Origin of the sequence: Leptothoe sp. EHU-05/26/07-4, assembly GCF_043421015.1 — a bacterium.
In the GTDB taxonomy this organism is placed as follows: domain Bacteria; phylum Cyanobacteriota; class Cyanobacteriia; order Phormidesmidales; family Phormidesmidaceae; genus Leptothoe; species Leptothoe turfae.
Map to the genome: position 1 here is coordinate 429,635 of NZ_JAXSQV010000005.1, position 19,103 is coordinate 448,737.

Genomic DNA, 19,103 nt, shown 5'->3' on the forward strand with positions numbered 1-19,103 from the left:
ATATCGCCTTGGTGCAATTGCCGAATGATTGATCTATCAAAGTTCGGAGAAAACTATGGCAGCCATTTCTTTGAGTGTTTCAAGTGTCACTCCCCTAGGTGATCGCGTTCTGATCAAGGTCAGCGCATCTGAAGAGAAGACAGCTGGCGGCATTTTGCTACCTGATACCGCTAAGGAAAAGCCCCAGGTTGGCGAAATTACTGCAGTGGGTCCTGGTAAGCGTGGCGATGACGGCAGCCGTCAAGCTCCCGATGTAGAGGTTGGTAACAAGGTCCTCTATTCCAAGTATGCAGGCACTGATATCAAGCTGGGTGGTGAAGACTACGTATTGCTTTCTGAGAAGGATATCCTTGCAGTCGTTGGCTAAGCACCAGCTCAGTTATGAGTTTTAAGTTTTGAATTTTGAATTAAAGGTATTCCAAAAAGTCAGAGGTAGTTGACTTTTTGGTGGGTGACATAAAGCCTAAAAGCCTTAACTAAGAGCCCAAAACTCAAAAATGCAAACTCAAGGAAGCTTGCTTCTTGTACCCACCCCAGACCCCTCTCAAACGTTCTGAAACATAGGTTGATTCATGGCTAAGCGCATCATATATAACGAGAATGCTCGTCGTGCCTTGGAAAAAGGCATGGATACTTTGGCTGAGGCCGTTGCTGTTACCCTTGGCCCCAAGGGACGTAACGTCGTTCTTGAAAAGAAATTTGGCTCTCCTCAAATCGTTAACGATGGTGTCACCATCGCTAAGGAAATTGAACTAGAGGACAACATTGAAAATACAGGTGTTGCTCTGATTCGTCAGGCAGCTTCTAAGACTAACGATGCGGCTGGTGACGGAACTACCACTGCAACCGTATTGGCTCACGCCATTGTTAAGGAAGGTTTGCGTAACGTGGCGGCTGGTGCAAATGCGATCGCACTCAAGCGCGGTGTCGAGAAAGCAACTGCTTACCTCGTAGAGCGGATTGCCGAGAAAGCCCAGCCCGTTGGTGACTCTACTTCCATTGCCCAGGTAGGTACTATCTCCGCTGGTAACGATGAAGAAGTCGGCAAAATGATTGCTGAAGCCATGGAGAAAGTTGGCCGCGAAGGCGTCATTTCCTTGGAAGAAGGCAAGTCTATGACGACTGAGCTGGAGATCACTGAAGGTATGCGTTTTGATAAGGGCTATATCTCCCCTTACTTCGCCACCGATACTGAGCGCATGGAAGCGGTTCTAGATGACCCCTACTTGCTGCTCACTGACAAGAAAATTGCCCTGGTACAGGATCTAGTTCCCGTGCTTGAGCAGGTTGCCCGCTCCGGCAAACCGTTACTGATTATCGCTGAAGATATCGAGAAAGAAGCCCTGGCGACCCTTGTGGTTAACCGTCTGCGCGGTGTGCTTAACGTAGCTGCTGTTAAAGCGCCTGGCTTTGGCGATCGCCGTAAGGCCATGCTTGAGGACATTGCTGTTCTAACTGGTGGTCAAGTCATCACTGAAGATGCGGGTCTTAAGCTCGACGGCGTCAGCATCGACATGCTGGGTACCTCCCGTCGCATCACCATTACTAAGGACAACACCACCCTGGTAGCCGAAGGCAACGAAGCCGATGTGAAGGCACGCTGCGAGCAGATTCGTCGTCAAATCGAAGAGTCTGATTCCAGCTACGACAAGGAGAAGCTACAGGAGCGTCTGGCTAAGCTCTCCGGTGGTGTTGCTGTCATCAAAGTTGGTGCAGCGACTGAAACTGAGATGAAGGACCGTAAGCTGCGTCTAGAAGACGCCATCAACGCAACCAAGGCTGCCGTTGAAGAAGGTATTGTTCCTGGCGGTGGTACTACTTTGGCCCACCTGGCTCCTGGTCTAGAAGAGTGGTCTAATGCTAATCTCACTGGCGAAGAGCTGACTGGTGCTTTGATTGTCACCCGTGCTTTGACTTCTCCCCTCAAGCGCATTGCCGAGAACGCTGGTCAGAACGGTGCTGTTGTCGCTGAGCACGTCAAGGAGAAGGACTTTAACATCGGCTTCAATGCAGCAACTAACGAATACGTGGATATGTTGCAGGCTGGTGTTGTTGACCCTGCTAAGGTAACTCGCTCTGCGACTCAGAATGCTGCGTCTATTGCTGCGATGGTATTGACAACTGAGTGCATCGTTGTTGATAAGCCTGAGCCTAAGGAAGCTGCTGGTGCTGGTGCCGGTATGGGTGACTTCGACTACTAAGCTGCTCCTACAATCCATTAGTCGATGCTTTTGAGTGTCGATAACTGTGAACTAAAAGCGGTTGGTGTTTCTCACCTGCCGCTTTTGTCATTGGTGATTGAGGGCATGCACCGATATCGCTCTACGAGGCTATAACTACCATGGCATCAGGAGTCTGGGATGGTGCAGATTGCAGAGACTGATTTTTGGGTCTGCGTTGTGGTTTGAGTCATGGCTGAGCTGTCACCGCTTACCACTTAAAGGAACATACCTGAACTAATGCAGCCACTCATTGAAGGATATCAATCAGTCAATGATTTGGAGGTGATTTAGCGGGGCAAACTCATTTTGAAGGATCACTTAAATTATTGTAAGCAAAGGTTTTTCCGAAAACCTGTGTAATTTAGTCAATTGCCTCTACAATGACAGCAAAATTTTGGTTTAGTCGCTGGATAGCTTTGCTAACCCAGTCAATGCTTTGTAGGAGCAAGTAGCCTGAAGATGGGCTAATCCATATGAATTTTTAAAGGGTGGCTTTAGCAAGTTAAGCCAAAAGCGATATTTACATCCCTGACGGCTCGCGTTAGAACAGTCAGACCCAGTGTGGATATTGTTCCTTCCCATTGATTTTTTCCCGATTTTTTCGGGGGAGACCTATCCGTTAATGGCCTGCACTGTCTGGGACGCTGTTGCTAATGACTGCTACGCCTACTGATCCACAACAATTTAATTCATCGCCCGCAGACTCTACGGGGAAAGACTTGGTAAGTCTTGAGGGTAGACGTAAATCGAGAGGGCGACAGGCTTGGTTCTGGTCAAGTGTGTGGTTGATGTTGCTGGTAGCATCAAGTGCTCTAGGTCTATGGGCGGTCGCCTTGATTACTCGTTTACCCCCTTTGCCCAACTGTGATCGAATATCTGTATTTAGTGCTGACAGTGAGCGACTTTACTGTGCTAGGCAATCGGCAGTATCGGGGGCTGAGCAGGATTTGGTGGCTGGGATACAGCTAATTTCTGCTTGGGATGAGACCCACCCTCTTTATCAAGATTCTCAAGAGGTGGCTAATCGTTGGTCTAAGGGGCTATTGAAGCTGGCACAACAGCGCATGCAGAAGGGGCATATAGACCGAGCGACCCAATTGTTGGGCTATATTCCACCTCGGGCTGAAATCTATGCAGAAGCCCAGGTCGCTTCAGAGCGTTGGCTGCAAGAATGGGCGAAGGGTGAAGAAATTTCGGCTGTGGTGATAGAAGCCGTGGGTAATCAAAATTGGAGTGGTGCCCGTCAGCAGCTACGAGACATTAAGCGTTTGACCAGTGATTATTGGCTCAAAGATCGGCATCGCTATCTGGGGCAGCATATCCAACGCGAAGAAGATGCTCGTCGTACCTTAATCAAGGCACAAACTCTGGCTAGCGATGGTCAGATGGAGAGTCTGGCAGAGGCGCTGACCTTGATCCGACAGATTGAGGTGCAAAGCCATGCCTGGCCTGAGGCTAAACCGTTATTGACGGACTGGGCTGATGTGCTACTGACCTATGGATTGCAAAAGTGGGAGCAGGATGATTTAGCTGGAGCGATCGCAATTATTCAAAAAGTGCCAGCGGACTTGGCCACTAAGTCAGAAGCTCAAGATTTGGTTCAATTTGCCCATGCTCAGCGGTTAGCCGCATTCCAGCAAGATTGGGAGCCCACCTATGGAGATGTCCTAAATTTGATGGATGCTATCCAGGCGGTGCAAGACATTGGTCGTGAGAGTCCGTTTTATCAAGATGCCCAGGCAAAGTTAGAGCTATGGACGAAACAGCTCAGCGATCTACAGCAGCTCTATGGAGCTACGCTCATGGCTCACCTTAATCAAAAGGCTTCCTTGAAGCTCGCTATAGAGCAGGCGCAGATCATTACGACCGACCGACCCCAGCGTCAGCAAGCTCAAACCTTGATATCCCATTGGTCCAAAGAGATTCAACGCATTGAAGATCGGCCTGCATTGGTTCGAGCTCAGCAGCTGGCGGACAGTGGAGATAAGGCGAGTTTACAGGCGGCCATTGTTGAAGCTAGAAAAATTCAACAAGGTCGAGCGCTACGGATCGATGCTCAAACAAAAATTGCCCAATGGTCTAAGCAAATCCAGGTCTTAGAGGATCAGCCCCTCTATAGCAAGGCGCTTGATTTAGCGAGTAAGGGCAAGCTACGGGATGCGATTACGGAAGCTCGCAAGATCCAAAAAGGACGAGCTTTGTATAGTCAAGCACAGGAATCGATTAAGAACTGGACTAATCGGATTCAAATTGCTGAAGATCGACCAATTTTAGATGAAGCTGAGGAGCTAGCTTATCAAGGTCGGTTGTCGGATGCGATCGCATTGGCTGCTCGCATTGCCTCTGGTCGTGCTTTATATCGTGAAGCCCGAAATGCAATCTCTATTTGGGATGCTGAACGCGCTTATATTCAGTCGCTACAGCAACCAATAGATAATGACTACTACGAAGAAGATGGCCATTACGATCATGAATAGTCATTCATCCATATCCTAGACCTGTGAGGGATACTAGAACTGATTAAACCGATAAAACGACATCAGGCGGCATGAGTGAACGGCCCTTGCAATTAATGCTGGTGGATGAAGATCCCACCTTTCGATTGGGGTTACGGGTCTGGCTAGAGCAGTTACCTGGGTTTCAAATTGCAGCTGAGGCGGCTAATGCATCTGAAGCCATGGGGATTATTCGGAAATATGCCCGCACCCAAGCTAATGCATTTACGGACCCCACGCTGCGTGGACAACGACCCATTAATTTAGTCATTGTAGACTTGGGGTTAGGTGCCAGTGATGCCAGCACAGAGCCCGTTAGCAGTTCAGGATTACAGTTATGTAAATCCATTAAAACTGAGTTCTCAAATCTTCCTGTATTAGTGCTGAGCGCTCGCGATGAGCCTGTGTTAGAAGCGGCTGCTCGTCAGGTCGGAGCCGATGGTTATGGTACCCGCAGTATGCCTGTGCGCGAACTCGCCCAGCTGATTCGTACAGTCGGTCGAGGGGCTAGTAAAACCATAGAATCCAGTTCTAAATCATCGCTTCAGATTCCAGGACCGCTGACAGCGATGCGTTTAAGCATGCGGCTGTCGGGTTTAGAACAAATCGATCAACAGTTGGCCAAAACATCAGCTGAACTGCGTCGTCCCCGCCTGTCCTGGTTAGAGCGCCAAGTTTTAACTGGCAAAATGCGTGAGCTCAAAGCAGCTCGTTGGTTGACTAAGCAGCTGTGGGCCACTCACAAATACACCGATGCTGGTTGGGTGAAAAAGAATGTCAGACTGCAGAGACGCACCAGTGCGCCCATGGCATCACGACCACGCCCCAACTCTGTCGGGGCGGCGGCAGCAATTACTGTCCCAGGGCCCAGTTCTTTGAGCCTTCGCAGTGGTGATGTTCAAAATATGGTGTTTGAAGCTGTTTTTGCGAAGCTTCAGACTGGTTTAGAAAATACAACATCGGAGCCGCTGGAAATTGACATCCTCCGCCTCGATAAAAAACGGGAACTGCTGTTTATTGTTCTTCGCCGGTTTGAAGATTTATTGGATGATCTGCGGCAATCGTCCCTACAACCAGGGCAGCTACGTTTTAAATTCCCTCAGCTTTTGCGGGATCTGTGGGTAGCTACCATCGAAGAATTTTTTGGCCGCTATTACATGGTGCCTCTAAACGGTGTTGAACAAGAACTGGTGGCAGTGCTGTATCAAGAAAAAGATAGCGTTGAACAGGAAATCCTCAATCACATTCCATTAGTCCCAGAACTGCTGAGCCATTGGCTATTTCAAGATGCCATGGTGATAGATGGAACGAGTTATATTGCCACCACGCCTGAGGCTTTAGCCCATAGTGAAAAACTTTTAGAAAACCTGCTGATCCAAATCGGTAATGCAGTCATGCAACCCTTGCTTAATCGCTTGGCAGATGTGGAGGCGATCAAAAAGGGATTGTATAGTCGTCGGATTATCTCTACTCGAGATATTGAACGCTTTCGTAATGACCTCTCTTGGCGCTATCGCTGGAATCGTTTAGTCGATGAGCCAACGGCCATCTTTGAGAGCCAGTATCGTTTATATACCTTAGGACCGAGGGGTATCATCAGCTCCTCTATCTATGCCCCCCGTCGCCAGGAGTTAGACCAGCTTTCAGGGTTACCCTGGGCCATGACTTTATTGCTTGAAACCCGTGATGCCCTTAGTCCAAGGGTACGAGCGTTAGTTTCCTTGGTGGGTAGCAGTGTAGTTTACGTACTCACTGAAGTAGTGGGTCGCGGCATTGGTCTCGTGGGTCGCGGTATTTTGCAAGGTATTGGTAGTGCCTGGCAAGATACCCGTCGCACGAGGCAACGGCAGGCTCCACCGACATTTAATGAGTGGGAGTAGAGTCTTAATCTGCTCAGTTTTAGAGAGAATTGACTGCTGGAAGCGATAAGCTTCCAGCAGTCAGGTACTTACTTCTTAGATCTTTAACCAGCCAAACCAGGATAGGATGACGGCCAAGATTCCGCTGCTTAGGACTATAGCGCCTGCGATTGTAATAACCGCACCGACTTTTCGCAGTCCTTCGGGAGGCATACCATCGCCAAAGAGGAAGTCGCTGCCAGTGGCAGAAAAGTCATTACCTAGGGCAGTGAGCTGTTCTAAATGATCGCTACCGTAGCGAGGCATGCGTTCAAAGGGAACTTCACCCATGGCTTGCTGAGGTAGAATGCGTCGCCGCTGATAAGGCACAGTCTCTTCACCAAAGTTATCCAGGTACTCATCGCTGTTTAGCAATGCGTCAACAAATCCTTGGATACCCTCGGTGGCTAGCACAATTGACCAGGCGAGAGTTTCGCGCCGATCGTAAACCTGACGCCCCAGCACCCGCTGAACACACATGTCAACAAAGCGATAATTGTTGCTGCACTCGTAGTTCAGTCGTCTAAAAGATTCAGAAAGTAGCAGGCCACGAATGAATTCTCGTACAGATATTTGGGAGCTACGCAGCTGAGATTCTAAAAAGCGATCGCGATGGCAGGCTAAGAGCTGCTGCTCATTAAAAATGCGGCGGTAGGCCGCAAGAATCAGAATGTCAACTTCCTGGGCATCGGGTAGCAACGCGGTGGAAAAAATACGGGGCTGCTCATCACCGGGGATTTCAAAACCGCTCACACGCTGGTTTTGGCAACTGGTGGGATAGCTTAACAAAGGTAAAGTCATCAGGGTCAAGTCCTTTTGCGTTTCAAATCCTTGTTATGGGCAATGCCAGAAAAAAAACTGCAGGGTAGCCATTGAGACCACCCAAATGCAGTTATATAAGGAGTTCTCGTCCTCCATTCGTTATTTATCCTATGGATATGAAGGGAGTAGTCAGAAAAATACGTACTGAAACGCAATTAAACACAACAAAAGTAAATGATTTACTAATTAACCGTCGATGCATGCTATGGATAGCGTTTGGTTTTATATATGAACAAAAACGCTGAGTTCGTTAGGCCTAAGTAAAAATACTTATTTAATCTACGGGCAAAATATATTATTTGGTTTCTGAGTGGGAGAGGCTCGTAATATGAAAAGCTGTAATATTCCGTTACCTTTATCGGCGACGCAGCTTGCTCATCATTTTGCGAGACCAGCGCAGCTGCAAGTCTTCTTGGCTGGCCCAGTCTTGGAGGATGCGAAAGAAAATTTGGCGGTCGTTGGTTTGTAACACAGCCGTTTGATCAGCGGTTTCAATGGCGTAGGGGTAGCCGCCACCAACGATAATTTCAGCCCGTACCCAGTTAAGGACGCGGTCGATAATGCCAGCTTTATGGAGCCAGCGGGGCATTTCAAGGCGGGCTGGAGGGCCCTGGTTGGTTTTGAGATAACTGAATATGATGCGGTCAGAGTAGTCTTTATCTCGGGTTTTGTATTCAGCAAGGATGCCGGTGCGATCGCACTGAAAAATCGGCGTACAGTCACCCCATTGCATGTATCGATTCAATAGCTGAGCATCGGTTACCTTCGGAATGGCTGCGACGCTGGCAGAATGATGCTCTAGCAATGTGGTCAAATCGTGGGCAGAGCTAGTGTCTACATAGCCCACCAGCGGCACACGGTATTCTTCGCTAGCCTCCAATAAGCTGATTAAAGCCTCGACATACTCTTTACGATCCTCATCTTCATAGGCATCGGCAAACGTGGCGACCAAAGCCCCATCAAAAAACACCAGACAGTGTTCAGGATCGCTGACCTGTTCGATGTACTCCACCAAACGCCGAATTTCCATCCTAAATCGATGTTTATTGACCAACCGATCTAGAGGTTTGGAGGTATCTCCCAGTTCTAAATCCCTGGGAGTCATCACATCGAGCTCAATATCTTTGGTGTAATCCGCTGCTGAGGTATGGGGATTTTCAAACCAGCCAATTTGTACCAGAGCAATGGGAGGGGACAAATCCTTGCTCGGAAAAATCTGAGAACCGTCTACGGCAAATGTGGTGATGCCTTGCAGGTGTTCATTAACCCATTGCAGACTGTGTTCTCGATTTCCCCACTGCAGCCTACTACGATGAATGCCTTGCTCTGTATCACTTAGAGATGTCAAAGGCCTTGCACCAATGGTGCCATTCTGACGTGCTAGCCAGGCGTCTAGCTTTTTTTTAGGTGTCTCGCATAATGCCTGCCAGGCCGTTTGGTAAATATCCAGACTCGATTGTTGCCTCTTTTCAAAGGTTTCAAAATGGGTGCGTTTATTTTGTAGAATTGCCTGGATTTGAGACGGTTTGATGGCCATGGCACCATAGGGCATTTGTACTGCTATTGTGCCATGGGTTGATTATTTAGAGACGTTCCATGGAACGTCTCTAAACATGGCGTTATCGACGTGATTGCAGCTTCCGATAGACGTCCTTGATATCTACGTTGTGATGGGCCAGAGCGACAAGGGTGTGATAGAGCAGGTCGGCAACTTCTCCGGCAATATCATCAGGCTCGTCATCTTTACAGGCCATGACCACTTCGGCAGATTCTTCGCCAATTTTTTTGAGGATTTTATTATCGCCACCTTCGAACAGCTTGTTGGTGTAAGAGTCGGGTTGAGGGTTGGCTTTGCGATCGCAAATCACCCCATACACCTGAGATAGCGTATCCGCTGCCGGTGGTGTAATGCCCCCATCCACCTGGTGGAAACAGCTGCGTTCCCCTGTGTGGCAGGCGATATCGCCGACTTGCTCAATGGTTAGCAACAGGGCATCACTGTCGCAGTCATAGCGAATAGCCTTTAGTTTTTGTAAATGACCGGAGGTGGCTCCCTTATGCCATAGCTCCTGACGGGAGCGGCTCCAGTACCAAACGTCGCCTGTTTCCAAGGTTTTTTGTAGGGATTCTTGGTTCATCCAGGCCATCATGAGCACGGTGCCATCTAAATAGTCTTGTGCGATCGCAGGTACCAGGCCCTGGTCGTTGTAGCGAATTTTTTCAGTGGGGATAGCGCCAACAAAAGAAAGCGGGGTACTCATGATCCGTGTTAGTTCAGTATCAATGCAGCTCAGTGCAGCTCTATTGTCGCAGTTGGCGAGCTTTTACTGTTTTGCTACATTCCTTAACATATTGCAATCGGTGTAATCACAAACGCTACGATTGAGAATACTGCGATCTTCGCCATCCTGATTAATGCCGCTCTGAGAGGCGCAATCAGTTGCCTGACGAGGTATCCATCCAAATTATGGATTCAGGCATTTCACTCGTATCCTTTCACAATGGCAGCCATGTAAGGTTGTCATCCTAACCCTTCGACAAACGACTTTTAACCATAAGGAGAGCCCGTTGGTTACTACCACATCTTTAAAAACGACAAAATCAGATGAGATTTTCGCGGCTGCCCAAAACTTAATGCCTGGGGGCGTTAACTCTCCCGTGCGTGCTTTTAAGTCCGTTGGCGGCCAACCCATTGTATTCGACCACGTTAAGGGCTCTCATATTTGGGACGTTGACGGCAATGAATACATCGACTATGTCGGTACTTGGGGGCCTGCTATTTGCGGTCATGCTAATGACGAAGTGAATGCAGCCCTGATGGAAGCCCTACAAAAGGGAACTAGTTTTGGAGCACCCTGTTACCTGGAAAATGTGCTGGCTGAGAAGGTGATTGCCGCCGTTCCCAGTATCGAGATGGTACGCTTTGTCAACTCTGGTACCGAAGCCTGTATGTCGGTATTGCGAGTGATGCGGGCATTCACCAAGCGTGAAAAAGTGATCAAGTTTGAAGGATGCTATCACGGTCATGCAGGTATGTTCCTGGTTAAGGCAGGGTCTGGTGTAGCCACCCTGGGTCTACCAGACTCTCCTGGTGTACCCAAGAGCACCACAGCAGCTACATTGACTGCGCCTTACAACGATCTTGAGGCTGTCAAAACCCTATTTGAGCAGAATCCCGGTGAAATTGCTGGTGTTATTCTGGAGCCCATCGTTGGTAACTCTGGCTTTGTGACGCCTGATGCTGGGTTCCTTGAGGGGCTGCGTGAAATAACTCAAGACGATGGTGCATTACTCGTATTTGACGAAGTTATGACTGGTTTTCGCATTGCCTATGGTGGTGTGCAAGAGAAGCTTGGCGTCACTCCTGATTTGACCACCTTGGGTAAGATTATTGGCGGTGGTTTGCCCGTGGGTGCCTATGGTGGTCGCCGCGAGATTATGGAAATGATCGCACCTGCGGGTCCTGTGTATCAGGCTGGTACCTTGTCAGGTAATCCTCTGGCCATGACTGCCGGTATCAAGACTCTGGAAATTTTGAGTCGCCCTGGTGCTTACGAGCAGCTTGAAGAGAAAACCAACAAGTTGATCACAGGCTTGCTAGAAATTGCCCGTGAAAATGGCCATGCTGTCTGTGGTGGCAACATCAGCGCTATGTTTGGCCTATTCTTCACTGAAGGACCTGTGCATAACTATGACGATGCTAAACAATCTGACTTAGCTAAGTTCAGCCGTTTCCACCGTGGCATGTTGGAGCAAGGGGTATACCTGGCACCTTCTCAGTTTGAAGCTGGATTCACGTCTCTTGCCCACACCGATGATGACATTGCCAATACGTTAGCTGCAGCACGTACTGTTTTGTCTGCGCTCTAAAAAGTAAGGGTCGCTTTCAATAAGCGGCCCGCTATTAAAGCCGCCCGCTGTCAAGGCGGTTCGAGGTCAATTACTTTTTATAAACGCATGCTGGGTAATGGTTCATGTGGGCCATTACCTAAGTTTTATTCCTTCCTCTTTCAAACATGGACGATATAGATGCTCTCAAAGTTTTAGAAACTGAGGTCGGCTTAGAAACACCTATCGATCCTTTAGATGACATTCCGTTAGAGGACGATAGACCTCGCTATAACCCTGACCAAATGCTGCCACTGCTAGAGTCAGATGACTTGCAGCAGCGGATGTTGGCAGCCCGTGCGTTCTATAAAATTCAAGAGCCCCGTGCCATACCTCGTCTGATTGACCTATTAGGTGACGAAAGCCCTCTGGTACGAGTCAATGCGGCCTATGCCCTAGGTCGAAATCCCAGTGAGACGGCTGTGGATGCTCTGATTGCGCAATTGCAAAATGACTCCCATGGCTATGTGCGTAAAGCTGTGGTTTGGGCCTTAGGTAACTGTCGTAATGAGAAGGCGGTTGTGCCCCTGGTGGAGGCCATTGAGAATGATATGTCTGTGGTCAGGCTCTGGGCGGCCAGTGCCTTAGGCCAAATGGGAAAAATCAGCTTTGAGGCGATTTTGAAAGCTATCCCAGCCTTGGTTAAAACCATGCGCAATGACCCAATTGCCATTGTGCGTAGCAACTGTGCCTGGTCCATTGGTGAACTGTGCAAGGACTTAACCTATAACGTGGTCTATGCAACGGCCATTGATGCACTGATCGAAACCTTTGCCGACGATGAGGATTTAGGTGTGAGGGATGATGCCCGAGCTGCCATACTCAATTTGGGTGATCCGCGTGGTTTACAAGTCGTCGAAGAAATTGAACAAGAACAAGATTTTTAGCCCGATTGTCAGTCGGTACCTAATCGCCTGTAGCCCAGCGAACATAGGGATACTGGCCGACAATTTCCTGATGAGTAATAGTCGCAAAGTACCAGTTTTCATGAGGCTCCGGTGCAATTGGACTGATATCAAAGTGAAAATAAACATGTCCTTCCTCAAACCAAAGGCTGTATAGAGGTCGGTAATGTTCTTCGCTTTCGCCAAGTTTGCCAACGCAATTATAAAATTCCGGCGCAAGGGGTGTTCTGAAGGTAACAGAGTACTCCTGGCTATCGATAAATTCGGTTTTTCCTCGGCTGACACTGGAGACATCAAGCATAATGCCACTATTCTCACCAGCTTCGAAGTTGCGATGGGTTTCTTTCCAAAAGCGAACTTCTTGGGGACAACTGCCTGATGTGGCCTCGATTGGAATAATCAAATCGTCTAGTCGCTCAAAGTCATCACGGCTGGAGGGTGAAAGGCCTTGTGCGAACTGACCAGTCAGCGCTTGCGCGATCGCAGCTGGACCCATGAGCAACAGGCTACCCACAAGCAACACAGGGGTACGAAACATAGAGAGAGCTATTAAGGAATTCTGGAAACAACTTCAGTAAGTGATTAGGCATTTTCGTATTGCATGGCTGCGAAGGGCGTAAGCTTCACAAAAATCGTCAACCTATCAAAATTTCCCGGATGAAATCATCAGGTATCCAGGTCGTACATTGCTTAACGCCCTTTTGCGACAGTTGATCACCGTGTGGGATGATTTGGGCTGTCGCTTCAGAATCTCCAATAGTTCACACCCATGCTGCTAATTGATTGGCTGATTGTGTTGGCCTATCTCATTTTTACGATGGTGTTAGGCGTCTACTTATCGCGTAAAGCCTCTGGAAGTTTAGTTGACTTTTTTGTCTCGGGTCGGTCATTGCCATGGTGGTTAGCGGGCACAAGTATGGCGGCTACCACATTCTCCATCGATACTCCGTTATATGTGGCAGGTGTGGTCGGCTCCCGTGGCATTGCTGGTAACTGGGAGTGGTGGAGCTTTGGCATTGCCCACGTCGTGATGATTTATATTTTTGCGCGGCTGTGGCGACGGTCTGAAGTGGTGACCGATGCTGAACTCACAGAAATTCGCTATGGCGGCAAAACGGCTGCCTTATTGCGAGGTGTGAAAGCATTTCTGTTTGCGGTACCCATTAATTGCATTGGTATCGGCTATGCCATGTTAGCCATGGTCAAAGTGGTGGATGCTCTTGAACTTTGGCAAAGTTTGGGCATTGAACCCAATCAGAGCATGAAGCTCTGGAGCGTGATTGTTGTCAGTATTTTGGTGCTGTTTTACGCAGGCTTTTCGGGGCTGTGGGGGGTGGTCGCTACGGATTTTTTCCAATTCTTCCTGGCTCTCTTTGGAGCGATTGTGGTTGCGATCGCATCCGTCATCTCCGTTGGTGGCATGCAAAACCTGATCAATCAGGCCCAAACCAATACTGATTTCGATATTCTTAGCATCTTACCCATCACCTTTAACGGTGGCCTTGGTTGGAGTACGGTCGCCGGTATTCCCGCCAGTGCCTTTACAGCCTATGTCTTTTTACAATGGTGGGCCTTTCGTCGTAGTGATGGGGGTGGAGAATTCATCCAGCGTCTGGTTGCCGCTAAAAACGAGAGTGAGGCTGAGAAAGCGGCCTGGTTTTTCAATATTTTGCACTACGTCATTCGCACCTGGCCCTGGATTATTGTGGCGCTGGCTGCTGTGGCCATTTATCCAGACTTGGCCGATCGCGAATTGGGATATCCCAAGCTCATGCTCGACTTTTTACCTCCTGTACTGCTGGGCTTAGTGGTCGCATCGTTGATTGCCGCTTTTATGAGCACGGTGTCAACGCTCATTAACTGGGGGGCTTCATATTTAACGAATGATCTCTACGGTCGCTTTATCAATCCAGACGCTACCCAGGCTGAATTAGTCAATGTTGGTCGCATGACGTCAGTAATTGTGACGGCCCTGGGAGCCACAGCAGCCTTTTTTGCCTCAGATGTGGCGACTGTTTTCCGCCTGGTGATTGCCATTGGCACCGGTCCTGGATTAGTTCTGATTTTGCGCTGGTTCTGGTGGCGGATTAATGCGGCAGCAGAGCTAAGTTCGATGGTTGCTGGATTCCTGATTGGTTTATTGACTAGCAGTGCACCTTGGTTTCAAATTGATGATTTTGGTTTGCGTCTACTCGTCACGGCTGGTATGACTACTGTGATTTGGGTGATCGCTATGTTTGCTACCCCCCCAGAATCAGACGAAACCTTGGACAACTTTTATCGTCGTGTCCGACCCGGTGGTCCTGGTTGGCAAAAACAGCGACAGCGTACAGGGGTAAGACCGTTGCAAAATCTGGGTTTAGAGTTTAAGCGGGTAATTGCGTCACTACTACTGCTTTTTGGTGCCATGTTTGCCGTGGGCGGTTTCTTATTGCTCAATTCTTTAGGGGGCTGGCTATCGCTAATTGTGGCCGTAGCAGGGTGGTTCTGGTTACGCCACTTAAATCGGCAACCCATCGCACCGGTGCCTCGCCCAGGGTTAGACGACGATGATATTTTGCCGTAGCCAGTCAGGCTTACCCTCAACAAAACGTTACGATACTTAATAGATAACTGTTAACCCACTCTGAGACTCGGATCTAAATCATGTCCATCATTCGCTCCTACGTTATTCCGTTTCTGATTTTGCTCGTCTTTCTAGTGGCGATGGTGGCTGTTAGTGCGCGAATCTGGCTGCCGAGCGACATGCTGGCCCCAGCTCCCATGGATGGTGATGACCTGGCTATGATGGGTAAAGCCCTACTGCTGAATGGATTTGGAGTTTGATTGGCCCCCAGGGTATCGCTTAGTTCAAGGATCTAGTTTGGATCGGGCAAGGTTGCTTGCCACCATGGGTAATGCCTATGCAGAATTAGGTGCTACCCAGCTAGGCCATTTGACGAAAACCGTTGAACTATATCTTGAAGGCCCTTCAGCCCTGTGGTGGTTAGAGAAGTCGGAGAGCGGTGCTCGTGTCGGTTTCACGGCTACTACTACGGGAGAATCCTTGGGCTGTCTATGGTTAGGGCAATCTATGAATCAGTTAACCGGGGCATTGCAGGCCTATATTTATCTGGTCTATGTCTCCCCTGGCTACCGCCGCCAAGGCCTGGGTCGTCAGCTGATGCAATACGCCAAAAACTGGGCCAAGGCTCAAGGCTATGACCAGCTTAGCCTTCAGGTATTTACAGATAATTTAGCTGCCCTCAGCCTTTACAACAGCCTAGGTTATGAGTCTAAGGCGACGCTGTTAACATTAGACCTATAGCGTAAAAGCTGCTCTTTGAGACTCTACTATGCCCGTAGCCTAACGATAATTTTGGAATTGCAAAGCAACGGGCCAATCTTCTTGCTTAATTAGCTGAATTGCATTTTGCAAATCATCCTTGGACTTAGCTGAAATTCGCACTGCATCCCCTTGAATCGATGCTTGAACCTTTTTCAGGTTGTCACGAATCATCTTGGAGATTTTTTTTGCAACCTCCTGGCTTAAGCCCTTTTTCAACTCAATATCCTGGCGCACACGATTGCCACTGGCCGCATCAATATTGCCAAAGTCGAAAATCTTCATAGATAGATTTCGCCGGGCGGCTTTGGTCTGAATCAGCGTATGCACTGCTTCAAGGGTCATTTCACTGGCGGTTTCAATGGCAATATTGGTCTCACCTAAGTCCAGCGTGGTTTTAGTATCTTTGAGGTCGTAGCGGCTTTTTAGTTCACGACGTACCTGATCAAGGGCATTGACTAGTTCTTGACGGTCAAAATCGCTGACCACATCAAATGAATAGGTAGAAGCCATTAGCAAGGTGAATGGAGAGTATTAGGCCGTAGGGTGGGCATTGCCCACCATCTAGAGATGGAAAGCGCGAGGCTAAAAACTATTGTAGCCAGATGGTTTTACAACTCATGAAATAGAGGCTGAAGATGCTGAGACTACCGATGCCAAACATTAGCGATCGCAACGATGCCACATTCAGAATGTAAAATACCGAAAACAGCAGCCGAGCAACTAGATAAGCGACAACAGCTGATAGCGCAGCCGTACTGTCTTGCCCTGTAATGTAGGCCATGACAGCAGCTGGAGAATAGATAATAAATGACTCAAACGAATTTTGATGGGCCCAGTTAGCCCGCATCGCATAGTTCGGTAGCTTATCCGTATAAAAGCGTGGACGCGCCAAAGCCTCTATGGGATCGTCCATAGATTGAGCTAGCTTAACTCGCTCTGAAGCCACCACCAGGTAGGGCACATAAATTAGAAAGGCCGCCACTGGCAGACTATACAAAAAAAGATTAGGCAGGGATAGTAAGCTCACAGATCCAGTGTTCTAGCATTAATAAGGAAATGATTCAGGTCATAAAGCTTCAGATTCATGACCAACGACTTACCTAGAGATAGTCATCTATAGACAATTGGATAGGACCTCACCGTCCTAATCAAAATAGAACAGCGTTACAATCTTGCGCTGTTCCTCAGCATCCTTACAGGTTTGCAACAGTGTATTACTGTCATGAAATGCAAAACAGATCAGTTGTTGACAGCGGGAAATAATTTCTTGGTTGCAGAGTGAACTGGCCTCTGCCAGCTCTAGTCGATCATTAGCCGAATTTTCAACCAGGTGAATCACTGAATCCAGCTGTTCACGAGATTCACGCGGTTGACGTTCTAAACTTTGCGGCAGAATAACCGTCAGCAAGTTCGGATCTGCCTTCATTGCCCCACGGATGGCTGCGGCATTAGTCCCAGTCGCCCCAGAGGTCAACAGACGATTGCCGCCAAGTACCAATGCGTAGCTCATGAGCTCAATGAGGCGCAAATGGGTAATAGGTACATGTCTGGAACCCAAGATAGCAATGCGCTTAGAGCCAGACTGCTGAATGGCAGCAAGCTCCTGCAAAAAATCATCTACCTTAAGCGATTCGATGGGAGTATCAAGGGACTGACTCAAGGGTTTATATAGTTTTAATGAAGGGACTGGCCAATTCTACCAAACCCTTGTCCCCAAGCCTTGATATCCATAATTTCTGACTGACTTCTAATGGCCTCCTAGGTCAGCCTTAAGCCGTTACCGCCGGTGATGACAAATTTAACTCAGCCATGAGTCTATCTACATCAAAGTGTTGTTCCATCAGTAATTGAATGCATTGCACCTTAATAGGCTCCTGCAATCGAACTTCCTGAAATGACTTCTCAATGATTTCGACCGTCGTCAGGGTATCTAGGTCAACTGACAAGATGGGGACTTCTAGATCTTGAGCACGGCTAGTGATATCTGGGCGCGGAGCAATATGTCCTGTCAAGATCAGGCACTGGGTCGACGTTTCCAAAGCAGCCAGCTGAATATCAGCCCGGTCACCACCCGTAATAACGGCCATATTGTCAGCTTTGCGGAAATACTTGAGGGCCGAGTTGACGTTCATGGCTCCAATGCTTAAGCTCTGCACCATCAGATCCATACGCTCTTCACAGCAAAGGACCTCAGCTTTGAGTTGATGCACAAGCTCTCCGACACTGACGCTGCGCATTAGCGGAGTGCTGGGTAAAATACCTAAAACTGGTATCCCATGACGTTCAAGACAGGTCTTAACGTTGGTGTTTACATCCTGCAGTTGATCCATGGGGACATCATTAATCAAAACACCCATGAGTCGATCACCGAGCTTTTGCTTAGCAGCCAAAAGACCATCAACAATCAACACAGAATGAAATCTTGCCACCAGCATGACTTGAGCTTCGGTTACCTTCGCTAGCTGAGTGAGCGACAAGCCAAACAACGTCCCTTCCTCGAGGGTGCCTGGTCCTTCAATCAGCAATAGATCTTCCCCTTGACCACCTAGATATGTAGCCATTTGTTGGGGGTCGATCGCAGAGTTTTCTTCCGTCAACTGTTTCTGGATTGTCTGCGCATCCAGAGATAGCAGCGTTGGACGCAGACGCGATGTCGGTAGCTCTAAAATTTTGGAAATGAATCGAACATCTTCATCGATACCAGCCTCATCGCTAGGACAAGTACCAACGGGTTTGGCATAGGCGATATCAATACCGCGATCCTGAAGCTGCAAGGCCAACCCGGTTATGGTGGCCGACTTGCCGCTGTAGGGCTCTGTTGAGCCAATCAGCAGGTGCTTTGATGGATTGGGCACACTATAACTCCTAACTACCAATAGGGCTACCCCCCATTGTGCCATGGAGAGCTGTTCGCAATTGGACAAAACCTTAACTTTTACCGAAGTGTTTTGATTAGGTGCTTAACATGTTCAGGGCCTAAAAATAAGCGTCGTGCAGTTGACTACAGTACTACACGACGCTTATTGGTATATGACTTAAATCAGGTTGAGGGCTTAGTGAACACCGAACTCATTAGCGGTGCCATAACTTACTCATCCATTCTTAGCAGCCTGCGGTAAAAGGATTTGGAAAAGTCAGGAGACCGCTTTAGACGCATAGCAGTCACTACATCGATTAGAAAATCAACAAATTCAAAGGTGGCCATGGTGATTTCATAGGTTAGTTCGGCATCACCATCAAACTGCATCCGACATTGAGTTAAGTCAGCAGGCAACATTGACACATTCCAGGTTGCTAAAAAGGCAATGCTTTCACCGCCTTCGATCCGGCGCTCCCCTTCAAGGTTTCCACGTTTATAAAGGCCAATGGCATAGGGGAGAGCCTTACGTTTATTGCCCTGGTAATAGGGCATATAAACACCGACATCTTGTTTGGGAGCGGGCTGAATGTCTGCAATAGGCATGGCGTTTAGCAGTGGAATCTGTCTCAAGACATAGTGAACTTAGGCAAATAGAGGCGTCAAGTAAACGCCTCTAGGTCTGGCT

Annotated in this window: 18 protein-coding genes; 9 read left to right on the forward strand and 9 right to left on the reverse strand. The window is 48.5% G+C overall.

The genetic code is table 11. From position 1 onward, the window contains the following. The first annotated feature begins 55 nt into the window (after nt 1-55). The 4 genes from groES to U2F10_RS20485 all read left to right on the forward strand — a co-directional run bounded on the left by groES (nt 56) and on the right by U2F10_RS20485 (nt 6,597). Entirely contained in the window at nt 56-367 is a 312-nt protein-coding gene (groES, locus tag U2F10_RS20470) for a co-chaperone GroES (RefSeq protein WP_006516274.1), read from the forward strand. A 205-nt stretch (nt 368-572) separates the two neighbouring features. Then, nucleotides 573-2,201: a chaperonin GroEL gene (groL, locus tag U2F10_RS20475; RefSeq protein ID WP_163662520.1), complete on the forward strand. Its 1,629-nt coding sequence runs from the start codon at nt 573-575 to the stop codon at nt 2,199-2,201. Nucleotides 2,202-2,875: 674 nt separating this feature from the next. Next, complete coding sequence (locus U2F10_RS20480) at nt 2,876-4,699, forward strand: hypothetical protein (protein ID WP_499873155.1); 1,824 nt, start codon at nt 2,876-2,878, stop codon at nt 4,697-4,699. A 71-nt stretch (nt 4,700-4,770) separates the two neighbouring features. Next, nucleotides 4,771-6,597, forward strand: a complete 1,827-nt coding sequence (locus tag U2F10_RS20485; protein ID WP_163702572.1) for a DUF3685 domain-containing protein — start codon at nt 4,771-4,773, stop codon at nt 6,595-6,597. 75 nt (nt 6,598-6,672) lie between these two features. Here U2F10_RS20485 and U2F10_RS20490 read toward each other — a convergent pair whose 3' ends face one another. The 3 genes from U2F10_RS20490 to hisIE all read right to left on the reverse strand — a co-directional run bounded on the left by U2F10_RS20490 (nt 6,673) and on the right by hisIE (nt 9,698). Next, a complete protein-coding gene (locus tag U2F10_RS20490; protein WP_163702573.1) occupies nt 6,673-7,416 on the reverse strand; it encodes a phycobilisome rod-core linker polypeptide in 744 nt (247 codons plus the stop codon). Nucleotides 7,417-7,792: 376 nt separating this feature from the next. Then, the gene (locus U2F10_RS20495) at nt 7,793-8,974 is read right to left on the reverse strand and encodes a DNA double-strand break repair nuclease NurA (RefSeq protein ID WP_499873309.1); all 1,182 of its coding nucleotides are present in this window, start codon (nt 8,972-8,974) and stop codon (nt 7,793-7,795) included. A gap of 82 nt (nt 8,975-9,056) precedes the next feature. Beyond that, complete coding sequence (hisIE, locus tag U2F10_RS20500; RefSeq protein ID WP_499060465.1) at nt 9,057-9,698, reverse strand: bifunctional phosphoribosyl-AMP cyclohydrolase/phosphoribosyl-ATP diphosphatase HisIE; 642 nt, start codon at nt 9,696-9,698, stop codon at nt 9,057-9,059. Nucleotides 9,699-10,005: 307 nt separating this feature from the next. On the opposite strand from hisIE, the gene hemL reads away from it, so the two are divergent. Then, a complete protein-coding gene (gene hemL, locus U2F10_RS20505; protein WP_163662511.1) occupies nt 10,006-11,307 on the forward strand; it encodes a glutamate-1-semialdehyde 2,1-aminomutase in 1,302 nt (433 codons plus the stop codon). A gap of 146 nt (nt 11,308-11,453) precedes the next feature. Continuing rightward, nucleotides 11,454-12,212, forward strand: a complete 759-nt coding sequence (locus U2F10_RS20510; protein WP_163702575.1) for a HEAT repeat domain-containing protein — start codon at nt 11,454-11,456, stop codon at nt 12,210-12,212. Between the two features lie 19 nt (nt 12,213-12,231). Here U2F10_RS20510 and U2F10_RS20515 read toward each other — a convergent pair whose 3' ends face one another. Beyond that, entirely contained in the window at nt 12,232-12,768 is a 537-nt protein-coding gene (locus U2F10_RS20515; RefSeq protein WP_499873156.1) for a hypothetical protein, read from the reverse strand. Nucleotides 12,769-12,999: 231 nt separating this feature from the next. Here U2F10_RS20515 and U2F10_RS20520 point away from each other — a divergent pair, with 231 nt between their 5' ends. The 3 genes from U2F10_RS20520 (at nt 13,000) to U2F10_RS20530 (ending at nt 15,537) form a co-directional block, all read left to right on the forward strand. Then, on the forward strand, nt 13,000-14,796 hold the full coding sequence (locus tag U2F10_RS20520) for a sodium:solute symporter family protein (protein WP_499873157.1): 1,797 nt from the start codon (nt 13,000-13,002) through the stop codon (nt 14,794-14,796). A gap of 80 nt (nt 14,797-14,876) precedes the next feature. Further along, nucleotides 14,877-15,056 (forward strand): DUF8624 family small hydrophobic protein, encoded by a 180-nt coding sequence (locus U2F10_RS20525; RefSeq protein WP_163662503.1) that lies wholly within the window; start codon nt 14,877-14,879, stop codon nt 15,054-15,056. Then, the gene (locus U2F10_RS20530) at nt 15,040-15,537 is read left to right on the forward strand and encodes a GNAT family N-acetyltransferase (protein ID WP_163662501.1); all 498 of its coding nucleotides are present in this window, start codon (nt 15,040-15,042) and stop codon (nt 15,535-15,537) included. Before U2F10_RS20525 ends, U2F10_RS20530 begins: the two co-directional genes overlap by 17 nt. Nucleotides 15,538-15,576: 39 nt before the next feature. Here U2F10_RS20530 and U2F10_RS20535 read toward each other — a convergent pair whose 3' ends face one another. The 5 genes from U2F10_RS20535 to ebsA form a co-directional block, all read right to left on the reverse strand. After that, nucleotides 15,577-16,068: a YajQ family cyclic di-GMP-binding protein gene (locus U2F10_RS20535; protein ID WP_163702578.1), complete on the reverse strand. Its 492-nt coding sequence runs from the start codon at nt 16,066-16,068 to the stop codon at nt 15,577-15,579. Between the two features lie 79 nt (nt 16,069-16,147). After that, a complete protein-coding gene (locus U2F10_RS20540) occupies nt 16,148-16,585 on the reverse strand; it encodes an MAPEG family protein (protein WP_006516258.1) in 438 nt (145 codons plus the stop codon). Nucleotides 16,586-16,702: 117 nt separating this feature from the next. Next, nucleotides 16,703-17,218 carry a DNA recombination-mediator protein A gene (locus U2F10_RS20545; protein WP_163662497.1) on the reverse strand — a complete coding sequence of 172 codons (516 nt, stop codon included), beginning with the start codon at nt 17,216-17,218 and terminating at the stop codon, nt 16,703-16,705. A 109-nt stretch (nt 17,219-17,327) separates the two neighbouring features. Beyond that, nucleotides 17,328-18,413 carry a DRTGG domain-containing protein gene (locus U2F10_RS20550; RefSeq protein WP_163662495.1) on the reverse strand — a complete coding sequence of 362 codons (1,086 nt, stop codon included), beginning with the start codon at nt 18,411-18,413 and terminating at the stop codon, nt 17,328-17,330. Nucleotides 18,414-18,646: 233 nt separating this feature from the next. After that, nucleotides 18,647-19,021 carry a type IV pilus biogenesis protein EbsA gene (gene ebsA, locus U2F10_RS20555; RefSeq protein ID WP_006516254.1) on the reverse strand — a complete coding sequence of 125 codons (375 nt, stop codon included), beginning with the start codon at nt 19,019-19,021 and terminating at the stop codon, nt 18,647-18,649. Nucleotides 19,022-19,103: the final 82 nt, after the last annotated feature.